Origin of the sequence: Hyphomicrobium sulfonivorans (assembly GCF_013306565.1) — a bacterium.
Taxonomy (GTDB): domain Bacteria; phylum Pseudomonadota; class Alphaproteobacteria; order Rhizobiales; family Hyphomicrobiaceae; genus Hyphomicrobium_A; species Hyphomicrobium_A sulfonivorans.
Window position 1 is genome coordinate 191,554 of record NZ_PZPO01000001.1, and the last position, 22,298, is coordinate 213,851.

21 protein-coding genes and 1 pseudogene are annotated in these 22,298 nt (G+C 59.3%); 7 read left to right on the forward strand and 15 right to left on the reverse strand.

Translation table 11 applies throughout. The features are described from left to right. Positions 1-2 precede the first annotated feature (2 nt). The gene (locus C6Y62_RS00875; RefSeq protein ID WP_338074471.1) at positions 3-962 is read right to left on the reverse strand and encodes an aliphatic sulfonate ABC transporter substrate-binding protein; all 960 of its coding nucleotides are present in this window, start codon (positions 960-962) and stop codon (positions 3-5) included. A gap of 157 nt (positions 963-1,119) precedes the next feature. Continuing rightward, positions 1,120-1,899, reverse strand: a complete 780-nt coding sequence (locus C6Y62_RS00880; RefSeq protein WP_338074468.1) for a cysteine hydrolase family protein — start codon at positions 1,897-1,899, stop codon at positions 1,120-1,122. A 535-nt stretch (positions 1,900-2,434) separates the two neighbouring features. Between C6Y62_RS00880 and msuE the strand changes: the two genes are divergently transcribed. Genes msuE through C6Y62_RS00895 form a run of 3 tightly spaced genes read left to right on the forward strand, consistent with a single transcriptional unit; the run spans position 2,435 to position 5,457 of the window. Further along, complete coding sequence (msuE, locus tag C6Y62_RS00885) at positions 2,435-3,019, forward strand: FMN reductase (protein WP_173952426.1); 585 nt, start codon at positions 2,435-2,437, stop codon at positions 3,017-3,019. A 30-nt stretch (positions 3,020-3,049) separates the two neighbouring features. Further along, positions 3,050-4,165 (forward strand): dimethylsulfone monooxygenase SfnG, encoded by a 1,116-nt coding sequence (gene sfnG / locus C6Y62_RS00890; RefSeq protein ID WP_173952427.1) that lies wholly within the window; start codon positions 3,050-3,052, stop codon positions 4,163-4,165. 35 nt (positions 4,166-4,200) lie between these two features. Beyond that, entirely contained in the window at positions 4,201-5,457 is a 1,257-nt protein-coding gene (locus C6Y62_RS00895; RefSeq protein ID WP_173952428.1) for an SfnB family sulfur acquisition oxidoreductase, read from the forward strand. Between the two features lie 123 nt (positions 5,458-5,580). On the opposite strand, the gene C6Y62_RS00900 is transcribed toward C6Y62_RS00895, so the two are convergent. The 8 genes from C6Y62_RS00900 to C6Y62_RS00935 all read right to left on the reverse strand — a co-directional run bounded on the left by C6Y62_RS00900 (position 5,581) and on the right by C6Y62_RS00935 (position 13,870). Then, entirely contained in the window at positions 5,581-6,900 is a 1,320-nt protein-coding gene (locus C6Y62_RS00900) for a hypothetical protein (RefSeq protein ID WP_173952429.1), read from the reverse strand. Further along, on the reverse strand, positions 6,890-7,444 hold the full coding sequence (locus C6Y62_RS00905) for a carboxymuconolactone decarboxylase family protein (RefSeq protein ID WP_173952430.1): 555 nt from the start codon (positions 7,442-7,444) through the stop codon (positions 6,890-6,892). Before C6Y62_RS00905 ends, C6Y62_RS00900 begins: the two co-directional genes overlap by 11 nt. A 10-nt stretch (positions 7,445-7,454) precedes the next feature. Continuing rightward, a complete protein-coding gene (locus C6Y62_RS00910) occupies positions 7,455-8,558 on the reverse strand; it encodes a hypothetical protein (RefSeq protein ID WP_173952431.1) in 1,104 nt (367 codons plus the stop codon). Between the two features lie 239 nt (positions 8,559-8,797). Next, on the reverse strand, positions 8,798-9,610 hold the full coding sequence (locus tag C6Y62_RS00915; protein WP_173952432.1) for an ABC transporter ATP-binding protein: 813 nt from the start codon (positions 9,608-9,610) through the stop codon (positions 8,798-8,800). Between the two features lie 64 nt (positions 9,611-9,674). Beyond that, positions 9,675-11,045 (reverse strand): ABC transporter substrate-binding protein, encoded by a 1,371-nt coding sequence (locus tag C6Y62_RS00920; protein ID WP_173952433.1) that lies wholly within the window; start codon positions 11,043-11,045, stop codon positions 9,675-9,677. A 36-nt stretch (positions 11,046-11,081) separates the two neighbouring features. Next, on the reverse strand, positions 11,082-12,125 hold the full coding sequence (locus tag C6Y62_RS00925; RefSeq protein ID WP_173952434.1) for a branched-chain amino acid ABC transporter permease: 1,044 nt from the start codon (positions 12,123-12,125) through the stop codon (positions 11,082-11,084). A gap of 3 nt (positions 12,126-12,128) precedes the next feature. Beyond that, entirely contained in the window at positions 12,129-13,025 is an 897-nt protein-coding gene (locus C6Y62_RS00930) for a branched-chain amino acid ABC transporter permease (protein WP_173952435.1), read from the reverse strand. Next, a complete protein-coding gene (locus tag C6Y62_RS00935; protein WP_420844135.1) occupies positions 13,025-13,870 on the reverse strand; it encodes an ABC transporter ATP-binding protein in 846 nt (281 codons plus the stop codon). The genes C6Y62_RS00930 and C6Y62_RS00935 overlap by 1 nt, the downstream gene beginning before the upstream one ends. A 533-nt stretch (positions 13,871-14,403) precedes the next feature. Between C6Y62_RS00935 and C6Y62_RS00940 the strand changes: the two genes are divergently transcribed. Continuing rightward, positions 14,404-14,928: a hypothetical protein gene (locus tag C6Y62_RS00940; RefSeq protein ID WP_173952436.1), complete on the forward strand. Its 525-nt coding sequence runs from the start codon at positions 14,404-14,406 to the stop codon at positions 14,926-14,928. 100 nt (positions 14,929-15,028) lie between these two features. Here C6Y62_RS00940 and copM read toward each other — a convergent pair whose 3' ends face one another. Next, entirely contained in the window at positions 15,029-15,481 is a 453-nt protein-coding gene (gene copM, locus C6Y62_RS00945; protein WP_173952437.1) for a CopM family metallochaperone, read from the reverse strand. A gap of 15 nt (positions 15,482-15,496) precedes the next feature. Beyond that, entirely contained in the window at positions 15,497-15,691 is a 195-nt protein-coding gene (locus C6Y62_RS00950) for a heavy-metal-associated domain-containing protein (RefSeq protein WP_068461569.1), read from the reverse strand. 158 nt (positions 15,692-15,849) lie between these two features. Between C6Y62_RS00950 and C6Y62_RS00955 the strand changes: the two genes are divergently transcribed. Further along, positions 15,850-18,360, forward strand: coding sequence for a heavy metal translocating P-type ATPase (locus C6Y62_RS00955; protein ID WP_338074315.1), 2,511 nt, complete (start codon positions 15,850-15,852; stop codon positions 18,358-18,360). Next, positions 18,357-18,737 (forward strand): annotated as a pseudogene (cueR, locus tag C6Y62_RS00960) (Cu(I)-responsive transcriptional regulator); the annotation flags it as partial. The gene C6Y62_RS00955 and the pseudogene cueR, both read left to right, overlap by 4 nt. A gap of 220 nt (positions 18,738-18,957) precedes the next feature. Here cueR and C6Y62_RS00965 read toward each other — a convergent pair. The 3 genes from C6Y62_RS00965 to C6Y62_RS00980 form a co-directional block, all read right to left on the reverse strand. Further along, on the reverse strand, positions 18,958-20,031 hold the full coding sequence (locus C6Y62_RS00965) for a patatin-like phospholipase family protein (protein ID WP_173952439.1): 1,074 nt from the start codon (positions 20,029-20,031) through the stop codon (positions 18,958-18,960). A gap of 118 nt (positions 20,032-20,149) precedes the next feature. Then, positions 20,150-20,323, reverse strand: coding sequence for a hypothetical protein (locus C6Y62_RS00970; RefSeq protein WP_173952440.1), 174 nt, complete (start codon positions 20,321-20,323; stop codon positions 20,150-20,152). 328 nt (positions 20,324-20,651) lie between these two features. Further along, positions 20,652-21,008, reverse strand: coding sequence for a DUF6481 family protein (locus C6Y62_RS00980; protein WP_068461519.1), 357 nt, complete (start codon positions 21,006-21,008; stop codon positions 20,652-20,654). 460 nt (positions 21,009-21,468) lie between these two features. On the opposite strand from C6Y62_RS00980, the gene C6Y62_RS00985 reads away from it, so the two are divergent. Continuing rightward, a complete protein-coding gene (locus tag C6Y62_RS00985; RefSeq protein ID WP_173952442.1) occupies positions 21,469-21,768 on the forward strand; it encodes a hypothetical protein in 300 nt (99 codons plus the stop codon). The last annotated feature ends 530 nt before the right edge of the window (positions 21,769-22,298 follow it).

Genomic DNA, 22,298 nt, shown 5'->3' on the forward strand with positions numbered 1-22,298 from the left:
GCTCAATGAAAACTCGGATCAATCAGCGCATCGACTGCCGCATCGACATTGACGTCGGGCTTTATGATGCCACTACGCTGCAACGCCAGTCCTGCAGCCGAGATGGTTGCGCGCTGTGATGCGCCCAGCGCAAATCGATCAAGATCCGTGCGCTGCAACTGGCGCTGCACAATTTCCGGCGGCAATCGCATGGATTTGGCGAGCAGCGCGGTCAGCTGATCGGGATGTTCAACAGCAAACACGCGCGCCTGCTCATAGGCCTGCAAAACCTTGGCGACCAGATCCGGGTGTTTTTTTGCAAATTCTGTCCGCACGCACAGCGTGCCCCAAGTGTTTGCCTCAAGATTGCGATGGAACAGTTCGGCGCCGGCCTCGAGTTCTGCCGCTGCCATCATCGGATCGAGCCCGGCCCAGGCATCAACATCGCCGCGCAGCAGCGCCAGTTTGCCATCCGCATGCTGCAACAGAACCGGCTTCACGTCTTTCTCTGTGAGGCCCGATTCCTCCAGCGCGCGGATCAGGAACACATAGGCATCGGTGCCGCGCGTGACTGCAATGCGCTTGCCGCGCAGATCCGCAGGGCTGTGAATTGCGGTATCCTTGCGCGTTACCAGCGCCGTCCACTCCGGCCGCGAATAAACCGAAACGATCTTTATCGGATTGCCGTTGACGCTAGCCAGCAACGCTGCCGATCCAGCCGTCGAGCCGAAATCCAGCGCTTCCGCATTCAAAAACTCCAGTGCTTTGTTGGAACCCGCAGACTGAACCCAGCGCACGCGTATGCCGCTATCGGCCAGCGCCTGCTCCAGGTAGCCGTTAGCCTTCAGAACGACGGAGAGCGGATTATAGGTCGCCCAATCGATATTGAGGGTGCTCGGCTTGTCGGCCACCACGTGGGTGGTCGACGCCATCACTGCGAACAGCGTGGCAGCGATGAAATGCATGCTCCGTTGAAACATGATGCGCAGTGGCTTTCCCATGTTGATACCAATCGATCTGACCGTAACAAATCGATCTCGCCATGGATGCCGTTTAATTCCACTAAGCAAATTCATTGGGTGAATATAGAGCGCCGTGACGGCGGCACACGGGAGCAAACCGCCGTCACGGAACCGCATGTTAAGTGCGGCTGGGCTCGCCAAGCAGCTTGACGAACGTGTCAGCAGAGATCACCGGCGCGAAGAAGTTGTTGATGCGCCGGAATGCAGCAGCTTCTTCTTCCGGATTATTCGCAGCTGTCGCGTCGCCGATGATGATGGGCAGGAAGCCGTTGTCGCGCGCAGCGCGAGCATTACCCTCGACGCACCAGTCGAGATGAATACCGGTAATGATGATGGTCTTGATCTGCTTTCGTGCCAGATCGAGCGGCAACGGAGTGCCAACAAACGCCGTCTGCAGCGCAAACTCGTTGAACTCCAGATCGCCCGGCTCTACCAGCGCGCGCAGGTCATCAACGAGGTCATTGTCGGCCTTCTTTTTCTCAGCCGGCCAATCTTCCTTGCCCTTGATCCACGACGCATACTGCGCCTGGTCGAATTCGCTCTGCGGATAGCTCTCGCGGAACACTTCATATCCGATCCACGCGAACGTCTTGAAGTTGCCAGCGGCGCGGGCTGCCTTGGCTGCCTTTACCGTTGCCGCAAGGCTGCCACGCTCCCACTGCTTTTCGGCGGCCTGCGCGCCGTCCGGACGATAGAGGCTATTGTTCTGGCTGACCGACAGGAAGGCCGCCGGATATTTTACGATCTTAGCGAGATCGAGCGTCTGCCACTGCGGCGCCAGCTCGGGGATTGCGTGAATGCCGCCCAGCTTCGCCTTGTCGTCCGACGCGTGTGCGGTGCTGCCCACCGTAGCCGCCGTGGCCGCAACAGCGGCGACTGTGCCTGCGACTGATCCCACGAACTCTCTTCTCGTGGTGGCGGTTGATGTATTGCCCATATTGTTCCTCGTTATACGAATTATCGCGCGTGCGCATTCAGCGGACGGATGCCACCGCAGATCAACAGCCTTTACAGCATCGCTCTGCGCGGGGTCATCCGAGCTTGGGCTAACATGCGTGTCGCGGTTCCCTAACAATCAAAAACTCATATAAACGCACAAAAAATGGGCCATAAGCTTATCGGCCAAACGCACTCCATCGCCGTTATTCCTCTGGCGAATATCAAAATGCCAAGTTCATATTTCTCACCATCCTCGCGCCGATGTTAGTCCACCAAGGACACGGCCCCGAGGCCCCGCCACGAGGCCTTTTGCATCGAACGCGAAACACGCATGACGATAGACAACAAAATTCCGCGCCCGGTTTTTGAACGCTCCGACATCCGCCAATGTCGGTGTCGATGCGACCAACGTTTCGCCTAACCGCGTTTCAAAAATCCGCGTTGACCAGTTCACGGCGCACGTCGCCGACGCAATCCCATTGAGGGCAATCACCATGACCAAGCCAACAATTGTCGGCATCTCCGGCAGCCTGTCCGATCCGTCACGCACTTCCGTTCTTGTTAAGGCGGTGCTTGCCGCCATCGAGCGTGAAACAGGCTACACTTCGTCGTTCATAGAACTGTCCGACGCCGCGCCAGCGCTATTTCAATCGCGCTCGCCAAAGGATCTGAGCGTTACCGGCAAGGCATTTGTGCAACGTGTTGAGCAGGCCGATCTGCTTGTCGTTGGCACACCGGTTTACCGCGCGTCCTATACCGGAGCCTTGAAGCATCTGTTCGATCTGGTCGATCACCGGCAATTTTCCAACAAGCCCGTTGTGTTGACGGCCACTGGCGGTTCGCCGCTGCACGGCCTCATGATCGACCATCAGCTACGGCCGCTGTTTGGCTTCCTTCAGGCGCTGTCGTTGCCAACAACCGTGTATGCGGTTGAATCGGATTTCTCGAACTACGCCATTTCCAATCCCGACATCGAAGAGCGCATTGCCCGCGTTGGCGTCGAAGCATCGACGTATCTCAAGCGCCGTACCAATCAGGCCAACGGCTCTTACGAAGCGCCTTTGGCGGCAATCGCCTGACGCATAGCACATCCTTTCTGGAGCTCACGGATGACCAGTTCAAACTCAGCTTCTCTGACCGCTCGCGAACCGATCAAATTCGCCTACTGGGTGCCGAATGTTTCCGGCGGTCTCGTTATTAGCAACATTCCTCAGCGTACAAGCTGGGACATCAACTACAACGTCAAGCTGGCGCAAATCGCTGAACAGAACGGCTTCGACTATGCACTCAGTCAAATTCGCTTCACCGCAGGCTACGGTGCTGAATTCCAGCATGAGCCGGTTTCGTTCAGCCAAGCGATTCTGAGCCAGACCGAACGCCTGACAGTCATTGCCGCGCTGCTGCCAGGACCGTGGAATCCGACACTTGCGGCCAAGCAGATTGCCAGCATCAATGTGCTGTACGGGCCGCGCATTGCGGTGAACATTGTGAGCGGTTGGTTCCGCGGCGAGTTTGCCGCCATCGGCGAGCACTGGCTCGATCACGATGAACGCTATCGCCGTTCGGAAGAGTTCATCCGTGCGTTGCGCGGCATCTGGACCGAAGATAGCTTCACCTTCCGCGGCGACTTCTACCGCTACAACAACTATTCGCTGAAACCCAAGCCGCATCCGTTGCCTGAGATCTTCCAGGGTGGCTCTTCCCGCGCAGCGCGCGATATGGCCGCGCGCGTATCCGATTGGTATTTCACCAACGGCAACACACCGGATGAAATTGCCAAGCAGGTCTCTGACATCCGCACCAAAGCTGCCGAGCATGGCCGCTCAGTGAAGGTTGGTGTCAACGCCTTTGCCATCGCGCGCAACACTGAGGCCGAAGCACAGAACGTGCTGGCTGAAATCATCGAACACGCCAACCCCGAAGCTGTTCGAGCGTTCGGCCATGAGGTGAAGAATGCCGGCGCGGCTTCGCCTGAAGGTCAGGGCAACTGGGCCAAGTCAACGTTCAACGATCTCGTCCAGTACAACGACGGCTTCCGATCCAATCTCATCGGCACGCCGCAACAAATCGCTGAACGCATTCTGGACCTGAAGGACAGCGGCGCAGACCTGATCCTGCTGGGCTTCCTGCACTTCCAGGAAGAGGTCGAATTCTTCGGCAAAAACATCATTCCACTGGTGCGCAAGCTCGAAGCCGAGCGGCCGTACGCACAGGCTGCTGAATAGACGGACGCCATCGGTATCTTGCCAGGAGTTTATGAATGACACTCACCCTTGCCCACCCCAAGCCCGAGGCCGCGGCCCCCGAACACGTGCCGGGTCAGCCAAAGCCATCACAGCCGGCGCACATCATTCGCAGTGACGCAGAAGCCATCGAGGTCGCACATCGCCTGGCGGCGCAGTTCGTCGGCGGTGCATCGCGACGCGACCGCAATCGCGAGTGGCCGATCGAGGAACTGAACGCGTTTTCCCAGAGCGGGCTGTGGTCGATCAACGTGCCGAAAAAGTTCGGCGGCCCGGAAGTGTCCTACGCGACGCTTACAAAGGTCGTGCAGATCATATCGGCTGCCGACCCATCCATCGGCCAGATTTCGCAGAACCATCTGGGCGTCATCGCCGCCATTCGCACGGTGTCCGACGAGGCGCAGCAGAAGCTTCTGTTCGATCTGGCACTGAGCGGCGTCCGCTTTGGCAACGCGTTCTCCGAGTTCGGCTCCAAGCGTGCTGCCGACTTCGAGACCAAATTCACCGATCATGGCGATCACGTCATCGTAACCGGGCGCAAGTTTTATTCGACCGGCGCCGTACTGGCCCATCTGGTGCCAATCGTGGCGGTCGATGATCAGGGCCGCGCCTGGTATGCAATCGCCGAACGTGATGCACCGGGCCTGACGGTGATCGACGATTGGTCAGCCTTCGGCCAGCGCACCACGCTCAGCGGTACGGTGCTGCTCGATGGCGTGAAGGTGCCCAAGACGCATCTGGTGCCCGGATACAAAGGCTATGAAAAGCCAACCGCCGACGGTGCAATCTTCCAGATCATCCAGGTTGGCGTTGATAACGGTATCGCCCAAGCCGCCATCGACGACACGATTGCCTTTGTACGCACCAAAGCGCGCGCGTGGGTGGATAGCGGCCTCGATAGCGCCAGCCAGGATCCCTATACGATCCAGGCCATCGGCGATCTGAAGCTGCGGCTTCATGCGTCGGAAGCGTTGCAGGATCGCGCCGGGCTTGCCGTCGACCGCGCTGTAGCTAACCCGACCGCGGAGACCGTGGCTGAAGCGCAAATCGCAGTTGCTGAAGCAAAGGTGTTCAGCACGGAAATCGCAATTGCGGCCAGCAACAAGCTGTTCGAACTGGCCGGCGCGCGCTCCACACTGGCTGAGCACAACCTAGATCGTCACTGGCGCAACGCGCGCACGCACACGCTGCACGATCCGGTGCGCTGGAAGTACGCCATTCTCGGCAACTACTTCCTCAACGACGTAAAGCCGCCGCTGCATGCCTGGAGCTGACATCCAACGCGATAAGCAAAAGAAAAGGCCCGGAGCACAGAACGTGTTCCGGGCCTTTCCTGTTCTAGCTCAGTGCCCAATGCAAACGGCTAGCGCAGCGCGGCGCTTCCAATCGCCACCCGCCTATTCGTCACCGTGCCAGAGTGCATCGTGCGTACGATGCGTTTCCAGATACGCGCCCGGCTTGTAGAAGCGGTCGTAAAAGGCCGTGTCGATATGCTGGGCCTGCGTGTAAATGCTGACACCCACGGGCGCGACTTCGGTCGGAAAGCGGCCGTAGCGATCGTAAATCTCCGCAACAAGATCGATGAAGTATTCAACCTTATCGGGGTCGGGGGACGACAGCACGCGCTTCACCTCAGCCTCATGGGCATAGGGCGTCGGACGCGTGGGCCCGAACACACCATCGCGGCCAAACTTGCGATCCAGAAACCTTCTCGCCGCCTCGGTCATTGATGGCACATAGGGCGGAATCAGCGGCTCGAACGCGCCATCGAGACCAACCGGTATCAGCTTGTCCGGCGAACCCTTACCGCTGAAGCGGAAACCGAATCCCGGAATATCCTGCTCCGCGTAGGCACCGAGCAGGCTGGGGCCATTGATGCCCGTATACAGCCATCCGCCGAGACCAATCGCTTGCAAGCCAAGCTGCACATTATAGGCAGCGATGCTGAGCTCGGCCGTGCTGTGCTTCAGCGCCACGGCCTCAATGGTTGCAAGTGGCACTGCGCGCTCAGCACGCAGCGTGCCCTTTTTCAACAGGCCCGCAGGACGCCCGAGCTTGGCGCCGCGTTCATCCAGAACAGGGGAGCCCTCGCCTGCGTAGATCCATAGCAGGTTGAGCAGCGTTTCCACCTGATCGGCAACCGGCACGAACAGCGTGCTGCCCGGCTTGTTGGCCGCCCACTGATTGTGCGTGCCGATATGCGGAAATTCAGCGGGCAACTGCACGCGCTTATCGCCAAGCCGCACAATATGCTTGCCGAGCTGCTCGACCAATTCCTCCGGTGAGCGGACCGATTGAATAGCGCCAGCGTCGAGATCACGAAACTTGGTGATGTAAGTTCCGCTGTCGTCCGTCACCAGCAGCTCAGAACCATATACCGCCGCGCCGCTGGGATAAGTGCGTCCCACTGATCGTACCGGATAGTCGCAACCGGTTTCACCGGGGCCGTTCGCAGCGTGTGGGAAGCCGAAATTCCATCCCGAAATGCCTGCTCCGATTGCAATCAGCAGCGTGCGCTCAAATTCGCCGATCGGCTCCGCTGCCCGTTCTGACCGGTATTTGAACGGGCCATCGGGAATCTCCATGCCCGCACCGAAGCGCCGCGAACGCCGACCGAACAGCGCATCAAGAAGCGGAAAGCGCTGCAGCAGTTGCAGCGCTTCCGGTGTTGCTGACGCGGTTTTTGCCTTGCGGCCTGCGCGTTTTCTATTCGACATCGGCTGTCTCGGCTACCTGTGCCCTCTGAACATACGGCGTCAGCACGTCGTCAACCTCAACCTGCACCAGACTGTTGAACAGATTTGTCGCCACCATCAATCCCGCGAAGGCAACCAGGTTGACAAGGTCGCGCTCACTGAAGCGCTCCTTTAACTGCGCCCATAGCTTCGGATCGACCGGCTGAGCGTGATTTGCAGCGGCATAGCCCAACGCAACAATTGGCTCTTCCTCCGCGCTCACCTCAAACTTATCCGGCGAGGTGCCAAGATCGGTCAGCGCCTTGCGGAAATAGGTGGAGCACAGCAGGCAATTGTTGGTGGTGGAGATCGCGTGCGCATAAAGCACAGCACCGCGCAGCCCCAACAGCTTCTTCACCTCATCCCACAGCGGATACCACTGCATGTAAGCGGCATGTGCGGGCACCGAGTGCAATAACGTCGCCTTCATATTGGACGGCTTGCCACGCACGGCTTGCTCATGGCGAAACGCCTCCTGATTCTCAGGAGGCGTTTCGCCATAGGTCAATTGACTGATATAGGCCATTCCGTTCCCGTTACTCCGCAGCCTGCCGGCTTTCCGTGCCAGCACCCAATCCTTTGAAGATTTCCGTCACAGCGGCAAGCTCTTCCTGGGAGTGTCGTCCAAGACCGCATTCAGTCGACACACCAAACGACTTCAGGTGATTGGCGACATAATTCCACCGGCGCTGTGCAGAAGCCAGTCCGTCGCTGGCATGAACAAGCCCGAGATAGAATTCCGTTTCCGGCGCCAGATTCAACTTCGAAAGTGCGTCCCAATGCTGCGGCTGATCCCAATCGCGCATGGTAGCGGCCTGAATGAAGTTGATCGGCCGACGAATGCGCTCCGCCAGCTTGTTGCTGAACGCAACAACCGTGCCGATATCCTGCGGCAGGATGTTACGGCCGTGATCTTTATGGCTGTGAATCGGGCACTGCTCCGGATTGCCCATAAACGGCGAGGCGCCGAACTTGGAATCGCCATAGCAGAGATGATAGCCAACATCGACGTCGGCCGGCACCCAGCTCGTTACCTCGGCGATGGTTGAAAATACGGAATCAAGATTCGCCAGTGGATTGGGGAACCAGCCCTGCACCGTCACCAGCTCGGTCGGCAGATCCCACTGGATCGCTAGCTCATCGTGCGGGAAGCGACGCAGAATTTCTTCCGTCGCCGCCTTGGCCTGCACGTTGTACGCGGCCAGCACGCGAGCCTGATCTTCAAGCACGACGAAATAGGACACCGCGTTGAATGGCGTCGGCAGAGAAATCTGGAACTTCGCGTTCGGTGCAAGCCGGCCTTCTTCCTTGGCCTTCTTGAACAGCGGATACGACTCGGTTGCAAAATCCGGATACTGAAACGGCGGGAACGCTACATCCTCGGCGCGCACACCGGGCTTGATCCTTGCAAGCTTACGGCCAATTTCCGGCGATTCCGGCAGCACTTCCAGAAACGGATTTTCAAAGAAATGCGCAGTCTGTGTCAGCACCCAGTTACGGCGCTCACCTGTTTCGCCATCCGGTACGCGCGCAACCCATGGGCCGAGTTCACTGCCGATATAGTCGAACACCTCGTCGGCGTTCTTGAACGGCAAGCTGCCGGTCAAATGAATCCCCTGGTAGGCGGTCTGTTGCGACATGCGTGGTCATTCCTCTTTGCGCGCGCAGCCGCATGGCGCACGCGAAGGTCGCGCAGCCTGTGAACGGTTGCGGGTGATAACGGGATAAGGTGTGAGAGCAACGGCCGATGATGGTGCAGCGTGGGATCGCACCAGCTGCGGCGCGTACCACTCTCACAATTCGATGCTATTAACCGGCCAGCTTGAACACAAATAAGTAGTTCTCATTTGAATATTCACGCTGGCCCGATAATTGCCAGTTATTCGGCTGCAACGACCGTCGCGCTGATCGGCGTGCGCGCCTGCACTGCATCGGGTCGCTTGATACTTGAGCCAAGGTAGAACTCGCGCACGTCGGCGCGGTTACGCAGCTCATCGGCGGGGCCCTCAAGCACCGTTGCTCCGTTTTCAAGCACGGCCGCGCTTGACGCATAGCGCAACGCAATAGCAGCGTTCTGCTCCGCGAGAAGTATGGTCAAACCTTCTTCGCGGTTCAACTTGCGCAGCGTATCGAAGATGCTCTGCACCACGATCGGCGCCAATCCCATCGACGGCTCATCCAGCACTAAAAGCCGCGGCCGGGCCATCAACGCACGGCCAACCGCAACCATCTGCTGCTCACCGCCGGATGTCAGGCCCGCAGCAATTTTCCGCTTGCGCGTCAGCGATGGAAAAAGCGTGTAAACACGTTCGAGGTCGGATGCGATCTCAGCGCGCGAAGAACCGCGTCCGAGCCCGCCGGTATTGAGGTTTTCCTCAACGGTCAGCGACTTGAAAACGTGGCGCCCTTCCAGCACAGGCACCAGCCCTGCGCGAATGAGATCGCTTGGTTTCGTCTTCGCGACGTCAAGGCCATCAAACGCGATTGAGCCAGCGGTGATCTGCCCGCGCACAGCCGACAGCACATTCGATATTGCCTTCAGCGTCGTAGATTTGCCTGCGCCGTTAGCACCGAGAATGGCTCGCACCTCGCCGCGCGAAACCCGCAAACTCACGCCATGCAAGGCCGAGACGGCATGGTTGTACACGGCAGCCAGATTATTCACGACCAACAGATCGGAGCGCTCAGACATCGGATCCTCCAATGGTGAGAACGCCACCACTCCGAACCGGAATGGTGGCGCGCGTTGTAACGGTTCAGTTCTTGGCGCTTGAAGCCGTGCCCTGAAGTTCGGTCACCTTGTCCGCGTCTTCACTGGTGCGGATCTTGATGCCCTTCTCCTTGGCGTATGCTTCCGCTGACTTCTCGATGATCGGACGCAGCAGCTTCCAGTCGGGCGCAATCCAGTCGGAAACAACGTTCCACTTCTTGCCGTCCCACTGCTGGAACGTCACCAGGCCGTCGCCCTCGTGATTGTCCCACGTGACATTGATGGAGTGGAACAGGCCCTTAGCGCCCAGTTCCTCGACACGCTTGGGGTCAAGCTGAAGATGCTCAAAGCCCCACCGCACTTCGTCGCCCGTCAGGGTGCGATTGCCGAAGCGCTTCTGTGCGATGCGGACGGCTTCCACGTTCAGGATGCCATTCACGATGCCAAGGTTATGGTAGACGCTACCGATGCGCTTCTTGTCTTCGAGGTTGCCTTTACCGCCGTCGTAAACGGTTTTGACGATTTCCTGCAGCACAGGATAATCCGCACCTGAAGCCTGCGTCGTGATCGCGGTGTAACCGATCGCAGCATCGCCTGCCGGGATTACATCCTCTTCCGAATTCGACCAGACGTTGCCGATTATGCGATCAACCGGGAAGCCGGTCTTCTGTGCCGTCTTGATTGCCACCGGGTTCATCACGCCCCAGCCGCGCAGCACAACATAATCCGGCTTGTAGCGACGAATGGCCAGCCACTGCGCCTGCTGCTCGTTGCCCGGATGCGGCACTTCGATCTGCTGCACTTCGTAGCCGAACTTCTCTTTCAGAAGCTCATAGATCGGTATCGTCTCCTTGCCGTAGGGCGAGCCGTGATACAGCACGACGATCTTCTTGCCCTTCAGCTTCTCCTCGCCGCCTTCCTTCGAAGCAATGTAATTGATGATGCCCGAAGTCTCGCTGTACGGATTGAGCAGCAGCGGGAACACATAAGGGAACACGCGACCATCGGTGGAATCGGTGCGGCCGTGGTTGACGGTGATAAGCGGTACGCGATCCTGCGTGATACGGTCGATCATCGCATACGCAATGCCTACCGACAGCGGATTCCAGGCGGCAATGTTCGGCCGCCCCTTCAGGCGCTCATAGACCTCAACACCACGCTCAACCTCATACTGCGTCTCACCCTCTTCCCAGGTGAGCTTCACGCCGTTAACGCCACCGTCGCGCGTGTTGATGAGGTTGAAGTAATCGATCGTTCCGCCAAAGAACCCCGTGCCACCAGCCGCATATGGGCCAACGCGATAGCTTTGCAGCGGGAAGAACTGTTCATCAGCGATTGCTGCTGTGGCGAATGATCCGGCGGCGACGGCGGAAAGCACCGCGCCCTTCAACAAGGTCTTGGCCCCGTAGTGTTTCATGATAGTACTCCTTCGTTGAATGAGAAAACGTCGAGTTCAGTTTGTTGGCGACCTCAGTCGAAGTCGCCGCGCTATGCGGTTACCGAGCGCTGCCAGGCCATCCGGCTCCGCAATGAGGAAAACTATGATGAGTGCGCCCACTAGGATCCGCTGGCTCATGTCAAGCACGCCGGAGTCGAAGTAGCTGCCGAACAGAAACGTGCCAGCCCGCGACAGCACCAACGGCAGCACCACGATGAGCGCGGCGCCAAGGAACGCGCCCCGAATGGTTGCAAGGCCGCCGATGATGATGATGAACAGAATCTGGAACGAGCGGTCGAGGTTGAAGCCGTGCGGCTCAACGGTGCGCAGGTAAGCGAACGCCCACAGCACGCCAGCAACACCGATGATGAATGACGAGATAGCGAACGCCAGCAGCTTCGTATGCAGAACCGGAACGCCGCTGATTTTTGCCGCCGTCTCATTGTCACGCACAGCGATGAAGTTGCGCCCGGTCTGCGTCTTCACCAGCCGCGCTGCGAACACCGTCAGCGCAACAACGACGCTAAGTGAGAACAGGTAGCGACCGTGCGGCCCCTCAAACACGTATCCGAGCGCGGGGGCATCGATAACACCGGACGGGTTGTAGTTCGAAAACCAGCTGAACTTGGTCAGCGTCCATTGCACGAAAAACTGCGCCGCCAGTGTCGAGACCGCCAGGTAAAAGCCCTTGAGACGCAGGCTCGGCAGACCGAACACGACACCAACGGCCGAGGCGATAAGGCCGGCAAACACGATGCTGGCCAGCAACGGCAGCCCTTCAACCCGCAGGTTGAAGTTGTAAGCCGCATAGGCGCCCACGGCCATGAACGCGGCCGAGCCAAGCGACACCTGCCCCGCGTAACCGGTGAGGATGTTCAGGCCAACCGCCGCAAGACTGAGCGCCAGGAACGGTGCCAGAATTGCGTCATAAAGGTAGTCCGACGCGAACAGCGGGATGCCGGCATACGCAAACACGATCACAGCAAGCGGCAGCAGCCAGGTTGGCACGCGGCCAATAGCGGAAACGGGGCGCGGCAACGGAATGGAGGCTGTTGTCATGGCTCAGGTCCTTTCCACAAGGCGCTGGCCGAACAGGCCGGACGGACGAATGAGCAGGATGGCGAGCGCGAAGACATAGGCGAACCAGGACTCGATACCGCCGCCGAAGAACGGTCCCAGATAGACTTCCGCGAGCTTCTCACTGGCGCCGATCAGCAGGCCGCCAACAATCGCACCGAGAATTGAGTCAAAGCCGCCGAGCACCAGCACCGGCAATGCCTTCAGCACGACGAGCGACAGCGAGAACTGAACTCCCAGACGCGCGCCCCACAGCAGACCAGCGACAAGGGCTACGAACCCAGCAGCGATCCACACCGCCGCCCAGATAACTGGGAGCTTCAGGCCGATAGCGAGAGCAGCGAATTGATCATCCGCGACAGCCCGGAACGCCAGGCCGATGCGCGTATATCGAAACACGATGGTCAGCAGCAGAACGATGCTGGCTGCTACTGCTGCGGCGAACAGATCGAACGTGCTGATAAAGACACCGCCGACAACATACGGCACATCGTCGATGCCAAGATCGAGCCCGTGTACCTGCGTGCCCCACAGCAACTGCGCGCCGCCTTCAAGCACATAGGCAAGGCCGAGCGTAGCGACAAACAGCGTGATCGGCGGTTTGTTGACCAGCGGGCGCAGAACCGTACGTTCAATCAGGATGCCGATGACGGCCATGATCGCCAGCGTCACCGCGAACGTAATCCAGAACGGAACGCCGCGTTCCAGCAAGCTCACAAACGTCAGCGCCGCAAACAGAAGCAGTGCACCCTGCGCAAAGTTCAGGACGCCGGATGTCTTGTAGATCAGCACGAAGCCGATCGCGACCAGTGAGTACATGATGCCGGACAGCAGTCCGCCCACCAGCACTTCAATGAAAAAGGGGAAGTCGAAACTTTCCATCAGACGTGGCTTTCCTCGATAATGTCGTCGTCGTGGGCGACACCGAGATAGGCGTCGATAACCCGTTGATCCGCGCGCACGGCATCCGGCGTGCCGTCTGCAATCTTGCGGCCGTAATCGAGCACCGCGATGCGATCGGACAGCCCCATCACCACGCCGATGTCATGTTCGATAAGCACGATGCTGGCGTTGGATCGGTCGCGGGCGGCCAACACAAATCCCGCCATTTCCTGCTTCTCACCGGCCGTCATTCCCGCCATCGGTTCATCCAGCAGCAGCAGGCGCGGCTCGGACACCAGCGCCCTGGCCAGCTCGACGCGCTTCTGCACGCCATAGGGCAGCGTGCCGACAAGACGATCGCGTACTGACGTCAGGTGCAGCGCGTCGATCACCGCTTCAGAGCGCGCCCGCGTGTCCGCCTCTTCACGGCGCGCGCGGCCAATGCCGATTACCTGCTCAATGAATGTCGACGAAACCGTAGCAGCTCGCCCGGTCTCAACGTTTTCAAGAACCGTCAACCCTTTAAACAGAGCGATATTCTGATAGGTCCGCGCGATTCCAAGCCGCGCAACACGGCTGCCTGGAACGTCAGCGAAAACCGTATCGCCGATTGCAATCGTACCGCGATCGGGTCGGTAGACGCCGCTGATCACGTTGATGAGCGAACTTTTGCCGGCACCATTGGGGCCGATAATTGCGCGAATTTCACCTTCGGCGACGTCCAGATCGATGTCTGATATTGCGGTGACGCCGCCAAACGACAGTGTGACCCCGCGTAAGGTCAGGATCTGTCGGGAGCGCGCCGCACTTTTCGCTCCGCCCCATTCAGCGACATTAGTCGACACAAGTCCCACACATCCCCCTTTGAATATTCATAAGCTTCGTCCACGGACAAAGCTCCGCCGCTCGCTGCACACAGCAGCGATGACTTGCATCAGCTTCGTATCTTCAGCTTTTGGTTATGGCGGCCGGTCAATCACACGTCTGAAGTCAGACGATCTTCCTGACCGTGACGATCATCCTCGCCCCCGCCGGAATGTAGACATCGTTCCATCGTCAGACTTCTCGCAAGCGCTTAGGGGCGGGCTATTCGGCCAGTAAGTGACGCTCAGCGTTCCTTACCACCGCCGCCAAATATGAGGCGCTGCGGTCTGGGGTCAAATATCAATTCCTGATTATCTATGCACGTTACGTGCACTTAGCCCGCATCCGACCCGGCCGTTTCGTTCTGTTGTGGGGCCATCTGAAATTCACCGCCAAACAATAGCGCCATTTATTGTTCACTCAGTCAGACTTCGAAAAGCATGCGCGGGCAATGCTACCGCAAGTGATCCGACGCACCGATAAGATCCGACGAGGAATACAGGAGAGCTTTTGGATGTCCCAATCACGTGCAACCGAACGCAGCATTTTGACCGGCGACCAGCTTGAACTAGTCGGCAAATCTCACCACCCCGAGATTTACGATATCGACGCCAAGGCACTTCGCGATCTGCAGAAGCAGATACGAGCTGAGAAAGGCAAGGTGCGTACCCTGGTACGCCAGCGCCAGCGGGAGTTGCGCGGCAAGGCCGAGGCACGCGGTGGATCGTTCCCCGGCAACACCGAGCATCCGTTGAAACGCAAGCAAGCGCTGTCCGCCGCGCTGAAACGTGTCAATCGCGAGCTTGCGCGCCAACGTGCACTGGCTGCACGTGAAGCCAACGTCGACGCAGCACGCCGCGCGCTTGCCGCCCGCCGACAGGCAAACTTCACCAATCCCGCCGCTTCGGATCGGACACGAAGCGACGGCATGCAGCCAATTCCCAACAGGCGACGCCGGAACATCATTCCCGGCAGTCAGATTGGCTCAGTGTCGAAGGCCACCCAGGTGGCTCAGGCGAAAAAGGACAACCGCGGCTAGTTGCGTGGCTGCACCTGGATAGCCTGCAACCAGTCCATCATTACGGCGTGTCAACCACGGTGCTCTATCTGCTGTGGTTGATCGCTCGTCTGCGTAGCGACTAGCGCTTCTCAGCACCGGTTGCCGCTATGGTATTGGCGTTATCCGCCAGCCATTTTTTCATAAACGCAATCTCGGCTTCCTGCGCGGCAATAACGGCCTCAGCCAGCTTGCGAACCTCCGCATCGTTGCCATGCTGCAGCACCACGCGCGCCATATCGATCGCGCCCTGGTGATGGGGAATCATGCCGCGCATGAAGTCGGTGTCCGCGTCGCCAGTGAACTCGATCGCCATGTCGGTATGCATCCGGTCGTTGGCAGCCTGATAGGCTCGGATCACGACATTGTCGGGAACAGTACCTGCGCGATGCGCCGCATAGTGACCGTGGCCGGCGTGGTCATGGTCAGCGTGGTCATGGTCAGTCGCATGCTGTGCATCGCCCGATTGGGCGTAAGCAAGGCTTCCTGCGGCGATGACAGCAGCGACAACAAAAGCCAGGGAGAATTTTTTCATGGGCATCTCTTTTGTTCAGATAATGCGCGCGTCATAGCCGTCAGCCGCAAGGGCACCGGTGACAGCCTGCTCCGTCGCGGTGGTCTCGACCGTTGCACGCCGCGAAGGCACGTCAATCAGCACCTTGGCATCAGCATCGACGGCTTTGATGGCCTGTGTGACGTGCTTGGCACAGGAGCCGCAGGTCATGTTGGCGATCTGGATCTGCATTTCAAATGCTCCAATCATTGTAGTCGATACCAAAACTTGTGGGGCTTCCAACCGTTGGAAGGTCAAGTCCAATTCTAAGAAATAATTTCTTGACCTTCCCATCGTGGGAACCTTTAGGAAGCCCCATAATGAGTGCATGAATTCCGTGGAGGCACCGCGTGAACGCCAGTCAAAATCCACCGAAGGTCAAAGAAGACAGCATCAGCCTGCCGATTGAGGGCATGACATGCGCCTCCTGCGTCGCACGCGTCGAGAAGGCCTTGGGCAAGGTCGATGGCGTCAGCGCTGTGAGCGTCAATCTCGCGACCGAACGGGCCGACCTGCGCACCAGCGGTGCGGTCAATCGCAATGAACTCGTGCAGGCTGTGCAGGCCGCCGGCTATGACGTGCCAGCGAATAGGGTTGAGCTTGCCATCGAAGGCATGACGTGCGCGTCCTGCGTAGGACGCGTCGAGAAAGCTCTCAAGGCCGTGCCGGGTGTTACCGATGCTGCGGTCAACCTTGCAACCGAGCGCGCCAGCGTGCGCGGCACCGCTGATATCACAGCGCTGATCGATGCCGTGGCATCGGCCGGATATACCGCGCGTCAGATCGGCGGCAACAGTGGCGCCGAGGACGACGAAGCCGCCGAGCGAAAAGAAGCCGAGCGTGTCGAACTAAAGCGCGATCTCATTATCGCCGCTCTGCTGACGCTGCCGGTGTTCGTGCTTGAAATGGGATCGCACATGATCCCCGGCGTTCACCATCTGATTGCCGACACCATCGGCATGCAGGCCAGCTGGTATCTGCAGTTTGCGCTGACGACGTTGGTGCTGGCGATCCCGGGCAGACGATTTTACGAGAAGGGCATTCCGGCGCTCATCCGCCGCGCGCCGGACATGAACTCGCTGGTCTCGGTCGGCACGCTGGCCGCATACTCATACTCTGTTGTGGCGACGTTCGCTCCACGCCTGCTGCCGGCTGGCACCGTCAACGTCTACTATGAGGCGGCTGCCGTCATTGTCACGCTGATCCTGCTCGGCCGTTATCTGGAAGTCCGCGCCAAGGGCCGCACATCCGAAGCTATCAAACGCCTGGTGAAACTGCAGGCGAAGACCGCACGTGTGCAGCGCGGCAGTTCGTTCGTCGAGATTCCCATCGACGACGTCGTCACCGGCGACATCATCGAGGTGCGGCCGGGCCAACGCATCCCTGTCGATGGCGAAGTCACCGACGGTGAAAGCTACGTCGATGAATCGATGATCACCGGCGAACCCATTCCAGTTGCCAAAGCATCGGGCGCAACACTTGTCGGCGGCACCGTCAATCAGCAGGGAGCGCTTGCTTTCAAGGCGACCGCCGTCGGCGGCGCGACCATGCTGGCGCAGATCATCCGCATGGTGGAGCAGGCGCAGGGCTCGAAACTTCCCATCCAGGCACTCGTCGATAAAGTGACGATGTGGTTCGTGCCCGCCGTCATGCTTGCCGCTGCAATCACGTTCGTGGTCTGGTTCTTTTACGGGCCATCGCCGGCACTGACGTTCGCTCTCGTCAATGCAGTCGCCGTGCTGATTGTTGCCTGCCCATGCGCGATGGGCTTAGCCACACCCACCTCGATCATGGTCGGAACCGGTCGTGCAGCGGAACTCGGCGTGCTGTTCCGCAAGGGCGAAGCGCTGCAACTCCTGAAGGATGCAAAGGTTGTGGCCTTCGACAAGACCGGTACGCTCACCGAAGGCCGACCGGCCCTGACGGATCTCTTCATCATGCCGGGTTTCGACCGCACGCATGTGCTTGGCACCGTCGCTGCCGTCGAAGCGAAGTCGGAGCACCCAATTGCCCGCGCCATCGTAACAGCAGCCGAAAGCGAAGGCATTGCGCTTCCTGCTGTGCGGTCGTTTGAAGCCGTCACCGGCGTTGGTGTTCATGCTGAAGTAAACGGCGCAAGCGTCGACATCGGCGCCGATCGCTACATGCGCGATCTTGGTCTGGACGTCACCGCCCACTCCGCCATTGCCGGCAAACTTGGCAGTGAAGGAAAATCGCCGCTCTATGCGGCCATCGGCGGCAAGCTCGCGGCCATCATCGCCGTCGCCGATCCAATCAAGGAAACAACGCCCGCCGCCATCGCAGCACTTCACAAGCAGGGCCTGAAAGTCGCGATGATCACCGGCGACAACCGCGCGACGGCGGAAGCCATCGCACGCCAGCTTGGCATCGACGACGTCATCGCCGAAGTTCTGCCGGATGGCAAAGTCGAAGCAGCGCGCAGGCTCAAGGCCGCTTACGGCAGCCTTGCATTTGTTGGTGACGGCATCAATGACGCGCCTGCACTAGCCGAAGCCGATGTTGGATTGGCCGTCGGCAACGGAACCGATATCGCGATCGAAGCGGCCGACGTGGTGCTGATGTCCGGCAACCTTACGGGCGTCCCCACGGCGATTGCCATTTCGCGCGCCACGCTGCGCAACATCCGCCAGAATCTGTTCTGGGCCTTCGCGTACAATACAGCGCTGATCCCGGTTGCCTCTGGCGTGCTGTACCCCGGTTGGGGGATTTTGATGTCGCCCGTGTTGGCCGCTGGCGCCATGGCACTGTCCAGCGTGTTCGTACTCGGCAACGCCCTGCGGCTGCGCGCGTTCAAATTCAACGATGGCGTGGTGAACGCCGCCAAAGGTGGTGCATCGTGAACATCGGCGAAGCCGCAAAGGCGTCAGGCGTTTCCGCCAAGATGATCCGCTACTACGAGGAAACCGGCCTGATACCCAAAGCAACCCGAACGGAGTCGGGCTACCGCGACTATACGCCTTCAGACGTGCACATGCTGCGGTTCATTCGGCGCGCACGCGACCTCGGCTTTGCTGTGACAGAAATCAACGAGCTGCTGGGCCTGTGGCGTGACACCTCGCGCCGCAGCGCCGACGTAAAGAAGATCGCCAAGGCCCACATCGCCGAACTACGCCAGCGGATCGATGAGCTTGAAGAGATGGCCGGCACGCTGCAGGTGCTGATCGACGGCTGTTCAGGCGACGACCGTCCCGATTGCCCGATCCTCGCCAATCTTCAGGCGCCTCCTAGTCCAAAATCAGCGGGAAACAGCACGCCGGGAAAAGGAAAACTTAACCGGCACGCCGAGCGCGGCGCGCAACAATCCGCTTGCTGCCACGCCACACCATCAACTTTGAAGCCGCGTGCCAAACGTAAGCCCGCTAAATAACTACGGCACGTCTTTTCTGCGTGGCAGCGCGGGTGGATTCATCCACAACGAATCCGTTGCCACTCTTCAATCAAACCCAAAACTCTTTGATCGCGGGGGCTTCCTTCTTCGCGCGATCATATCCAGCCTGCAGACCGGCTGAAACTTCCTTCGGGTCCATCAGATTGACGTTGGGCGGATCAGCCTTGATCCACATCGTCTTTGTTCCCACCGCTTCGATCTGCGCAATGTTCTGCGCAATCGGATGCGGTATCCCAGTTAGAAACGGCGGCTGCAGACCATCGTTGAGCGTAATTATCAGCGCGCGCTTCACACCGGCGACGAGATCAACGTGCGCGGCGTTTGAACACATTCCGCCGTCCATGCAGAAGCGCTGACCCAGCAGCGTCGGCCCGATGATGCCGGGCAGCGAGCAACTGGCCGCCGCGCCATGCGCCAACGGGATGCCATTCTTGTCGGCGGACGCCTTCGAGACGACCACACGCTCGCCGGTGTAACAATCGACGGCAGTTGTATGGATCTTCTCAGAGGTCCACGCGCTTTTGCTGTCGCCGGTGAGAAATGCCGCCAGCCGCTCAACGCCTTCACCATTGACCTTATTGTCGGATGCCAGCGCAGCATGGCCAATAACCTGACGCGTAGCGATAGAGCCATCTTTCGCGGCAGCATTGATCTTTTGCGCGCGCTGCTGACTGACGTTCGGATCGCTTACCGGCGCCAAGCGAGCGAACAGGCCAGGGAAGTGTCCGAAAAATTCGAACTCTGTCCGCAGGCGCTGAAAATGGCCGCTGGCGAGTGATGATCCCGCATAGGATCCGGCAGACGTGCCGACAATCATGTCAGCAAGCTGCGGCGCGTCGATGCCCTCATCGAACAGGCCATGGAAGAAGCCGCAGTACCAAGCCAGATAATACGTGCCGCCGCCGCCAAGCACGAGCGCGCGGTCCAGACCTTTGGCCAGCGGCGAAATCGTCGGCTGATCGGGAATGGGAATGGCCAGCCCATCGGCAGCAAACAGACTCTGATCCAGCTCCGCCGACAGCTTTTCCAGCGAGGGAGCCCCATCCGAAGCGGCCATGGCTGGAGAATATGCGACGGTGGCGAGTGCCGGTCCCGCCAGGTTAAGAAAATGTCTACGATCCATGGCGCGCTTCCCATCACCGCTGTGGCGCCAACAGTTACCTCTCCTCGGTAAAAATGCCGTGTGTTGGATCGAACAAAATTTCCATCTGCCGTGTGCTAAACCTACACGGCGTCAACGGCTAAAAAACACCGCCGACCGCAGCCGCCAAGATACAAAATGATGCATCAAAAACACCTTCAGTAAACGGCGTTATGCCGTAGCGATCAGCGATCGCCTCCGCCAATCGGCGGATCGACAGTGATGGCAAGGCGAAGCAGATCGGCCCGGCGATTGACACCCGTCTTTGCAGCATTGCGCAACCCCGCTTGAAACGCCGCAGGTCGAGTTCTGCGCTTGCGCAAATGCGTCGGTCACCGAAACAGCGAGTGCGAGGCTTAGCGCGCTTAAGAGCGCCGTTCTTGCAATCGTGACGGGTCACCGTGACCGTCTCGTTCCAGAACCTCCAGAGGCAAGACGTTCGCGTACCAATCGCCCTTAGCGGATTTGGCGAAGCCAACAAGAAGCTGAAGCAGCAACTGAGCGATGTCTCAGTACTTGTATGACCCTACAAGGGTCTGTGGAAACGGCGAGGCCGGGCAACCGATGATCGCCCGGCCTCCGCATTCCAAAACTGTGCGGGCTTAGCCCGCCTTGCGAGCCTTACGGGCGGCGTAGCGGGCGTCGCGATCCTTCTTGCGCTGCGCCTCAAGCTCAACCTGCTCGTCGATTTCCCGCGCCAGGCGCGCTTCGTTCTCTAGGCGCGCGGCCAGTTCGTCGGCCGCAACTTGTGCAGCTTGCCGCTCCTGTTCGACACGGCGTGCCTCTGCCCGCTCGGCGGCTAGCCTCTGCCGTTCCGCCGCCGCCAGGGCACGCGCCGCCCTTTGTTCTGCGACTGCCGGATCTTCTGCTCGTGCGCGGAATCGGGCCAACGTGGCGCTTTTGGCGGCTTCGGATGTGGCCTGCCGGTCGTTGAAATTCGGGTTCTTGAAGGCTTTCATCTTGCTCCAGTCATTTGGTTCAGTTTGCTGCCCCGAACACGGCGCTTCCATCTTGGGGAAACAGCTGGCGACTGCTTAGCACGGAACGCGCCACCTCGCGAAATGCGTCAGATGTCACCCTTCCCTTATCCATCTCGGGACTAGGACACCCGGTACGGCTTGCGATAGGCGTCGCGTCATGAGCTTGGGGTGGCGAAGGGCAGAACCTCAGGCTGTGCTTTGACGCGTTGCGCGCCGCCTACGTGCTCTGCGCACAGAGAAGAAGCTTGCCGACACAAAAACGCCGGCGGCGATATCCGGTCGTCGGGGCACGCCGTCAGAGGACCAGATATCGATCTTCTCGGCGCGGATGGGCTCAATCGCGTTGCGGAAAACATCTGTTCAGGCAACAGTCCGTTACTTGGCAACCGCCAAGCACTCGACTAGCGTCCGAGCAGATTTGTTCTTACGGGGGGGTGCGATGCAGGTCTTCAAGTCAGGTTTCGTGGCCGCGGTTATGGTGTGCGCACTTTCGGCGATGGCTCAGGCGGCCGATTGCACCCGGGTCGCAGCCAGTGGCGATAACGTCACCCACGATTTGGCGGTGCTGTTCTCCACAAACGCCCTCAAGAATACGATCGCCGGGCGAGGGCTTGTAGGAAAGGGGCCAGTGAAGACCACCTGCAAATCAGGCTCGGCAATGATCGAGTGTCATTCCTCGCAGATGGCCTGCAAGGGCGGAACGCCCGCGACCTGCTTGGGCCCCTGGCTATGCTTCTGAACTAGGCTAACTTTGATCGGACTGCACCGGCGCTCGCCGTGCCGCATGATGGCATTTTTTCAGAACCTGAAGCGACGTGATACGGGCCGGTGATCTTGTTAATCGTCCCACCGGCCACCTATTACGCTTCACGTCGTCTGCAATGCTCTCGACCTCATCTATTACTCGGCAGCGTAAAGCTGGGTTTCAAGGACGCCGCGCTAGGAAAGCGTTCTGTTTGAAAACGCCTATGTCCTGCTGTCACTCGCATCGACGACGCGAATGCCGTTGCGCCGCGTGAGATCACCCTGACCGCCGATGTTGTTCACTGCGAACTGAAACCGACGTTGGAACGTCGCTTGCCGCGGCAAAATTTCGTCGTTGAAGCCGTCCTGGCGGAGCCGTGGATTCACGCCAAACCCGGCTCGCCCCAAGCACAACCACGCCGCGCAACTTTCATCACATGACTGATATTTCGTGATTAAACACCATGCATTTTCCCGCCGCATGGTACCCGTTCTAATTTTTCAGACTCCCCTGCACCTCATCCG

Bases quoted from the DNA above. Each gene is read 5' to 3' on its own strand.
- C6Y62_RS00905 (WP_173952430.1), bottom strand. From the start codon at position 7,444: ATGGCCTATATCAGTCAATTGACCTATGGCGAAACGCCTCCTGAGAAT.
- C6Y62_RS00980 (WP_068461519.1), bottom strand. From the start codon at position 21,008: ATGAAAGCCTTCAAGAACCCGAATTTCAACGACCGGCAGGCCACATCC.
- C6Y62_RS00950 (WP_068461569.1), bottom strand. From the start codon at position 15,691: ATGCAGATCCAGATCGCCAACATGACCTGCGGCTCCTGTGCCAAGCAC.
- C6Y62_RS00940 (WP_173952436.1), top strand. From the start codon at position 14,404: ATGTCCCAATCACGTGCAACCGAACGCAGCATTTTGACCGGCGACCAG.
- C6Y62_RS00925 (WP_173952434.1), bottom strand. From the start codon at position 12,125: ATGACAACAGCCTCCATTCCGTTGCCGCGCCCCGTTTCCGCTATTGGC.
- C6Y62_RS00930 (WP_173952435.1), bottom strand. From the start codon at position 13,025: ATGGAAAGTTTCGACTTCCCCTTTTTCATTGAAGTGCTGGTGGGCGGA.
- C6Y62_RS00970 (WP_173952440.1), bottom strand. From the start codon at position 20,323: ATGCTGCAAAGACGGGTGTCAATCGCCGGGCCGATCTGCTTCGCCTTG.
- C6Y62_RS00895 (WP_173952428.1), top strand. From the start codon at position 4,201: ATGACACTCACCCTTGCCCACCCCAAGCCCGAGGCCGCGGCCCCCGAA.
- C6Y62_RS00920 (WP_173952433.1), bottom strand. From the start codon at position 11,045: ATGAAACACTACGGGGCCAAGACCTTGTTGAAGGGCGCGGTGCTTTCC.
- copM (WP_173952437.1), bottom strand. From the start codon at position 15,481: ATGAAAAAATTCTCCCTGGCTTTTGTTGTCGCTGCTGTCATCGCCGCA.
- C6Y62_RS00900 (WP_173952429.1), bottom strand. From the start codon at position 6,900: ATGTCGAATAGAAAACGCGCAGGCCGCAAGGCAAAAACCGCGTCAGCA.
- C6Y62_RS00915 (WP_173952432.1), bottom strand. From the start codon at position 9,610: ATGTCTGAGCGCTCCGATCTGTTGGTCGTGAATAATCTGGCTGCCGTG.
- C6Y62_RS00985 (WP_173952442.1), top strand. From the start codon at position 21,469: ATGCAGGTCTTCAAGTCAGGTTTCGTGGCCGCGGTTATGGTGTGCGCA.
- C6Y62_RS00965 (WP_173952439.1), bottom strand. From the start codon at position 20,031: ATGGATCGTAGACATTTTCTTAACCTGGCGGGACCGGCACTCGCCACC.
- msuE (WP_173952426.1), top strand. From the start codon at position 2,435: ATGACCAAGCCAACAATTGTCGGCATCTCCGGCAGCCTGTCCGATCCG.
- sfnG (WP_173952427.1), top strand. From the start codon at position 3,050: ATGACCAGTTCAAACTCAGCTTCTCTGACCGCTCGCGAACCGATCAAA.
- C6Y62_RS00910 (WP_173952431.1), bottom strand. From the start codon at position 8,558: ATGTCGCAACAGACCGCCTACCAGGGGATTCATTTGACCGGCAGCTTG.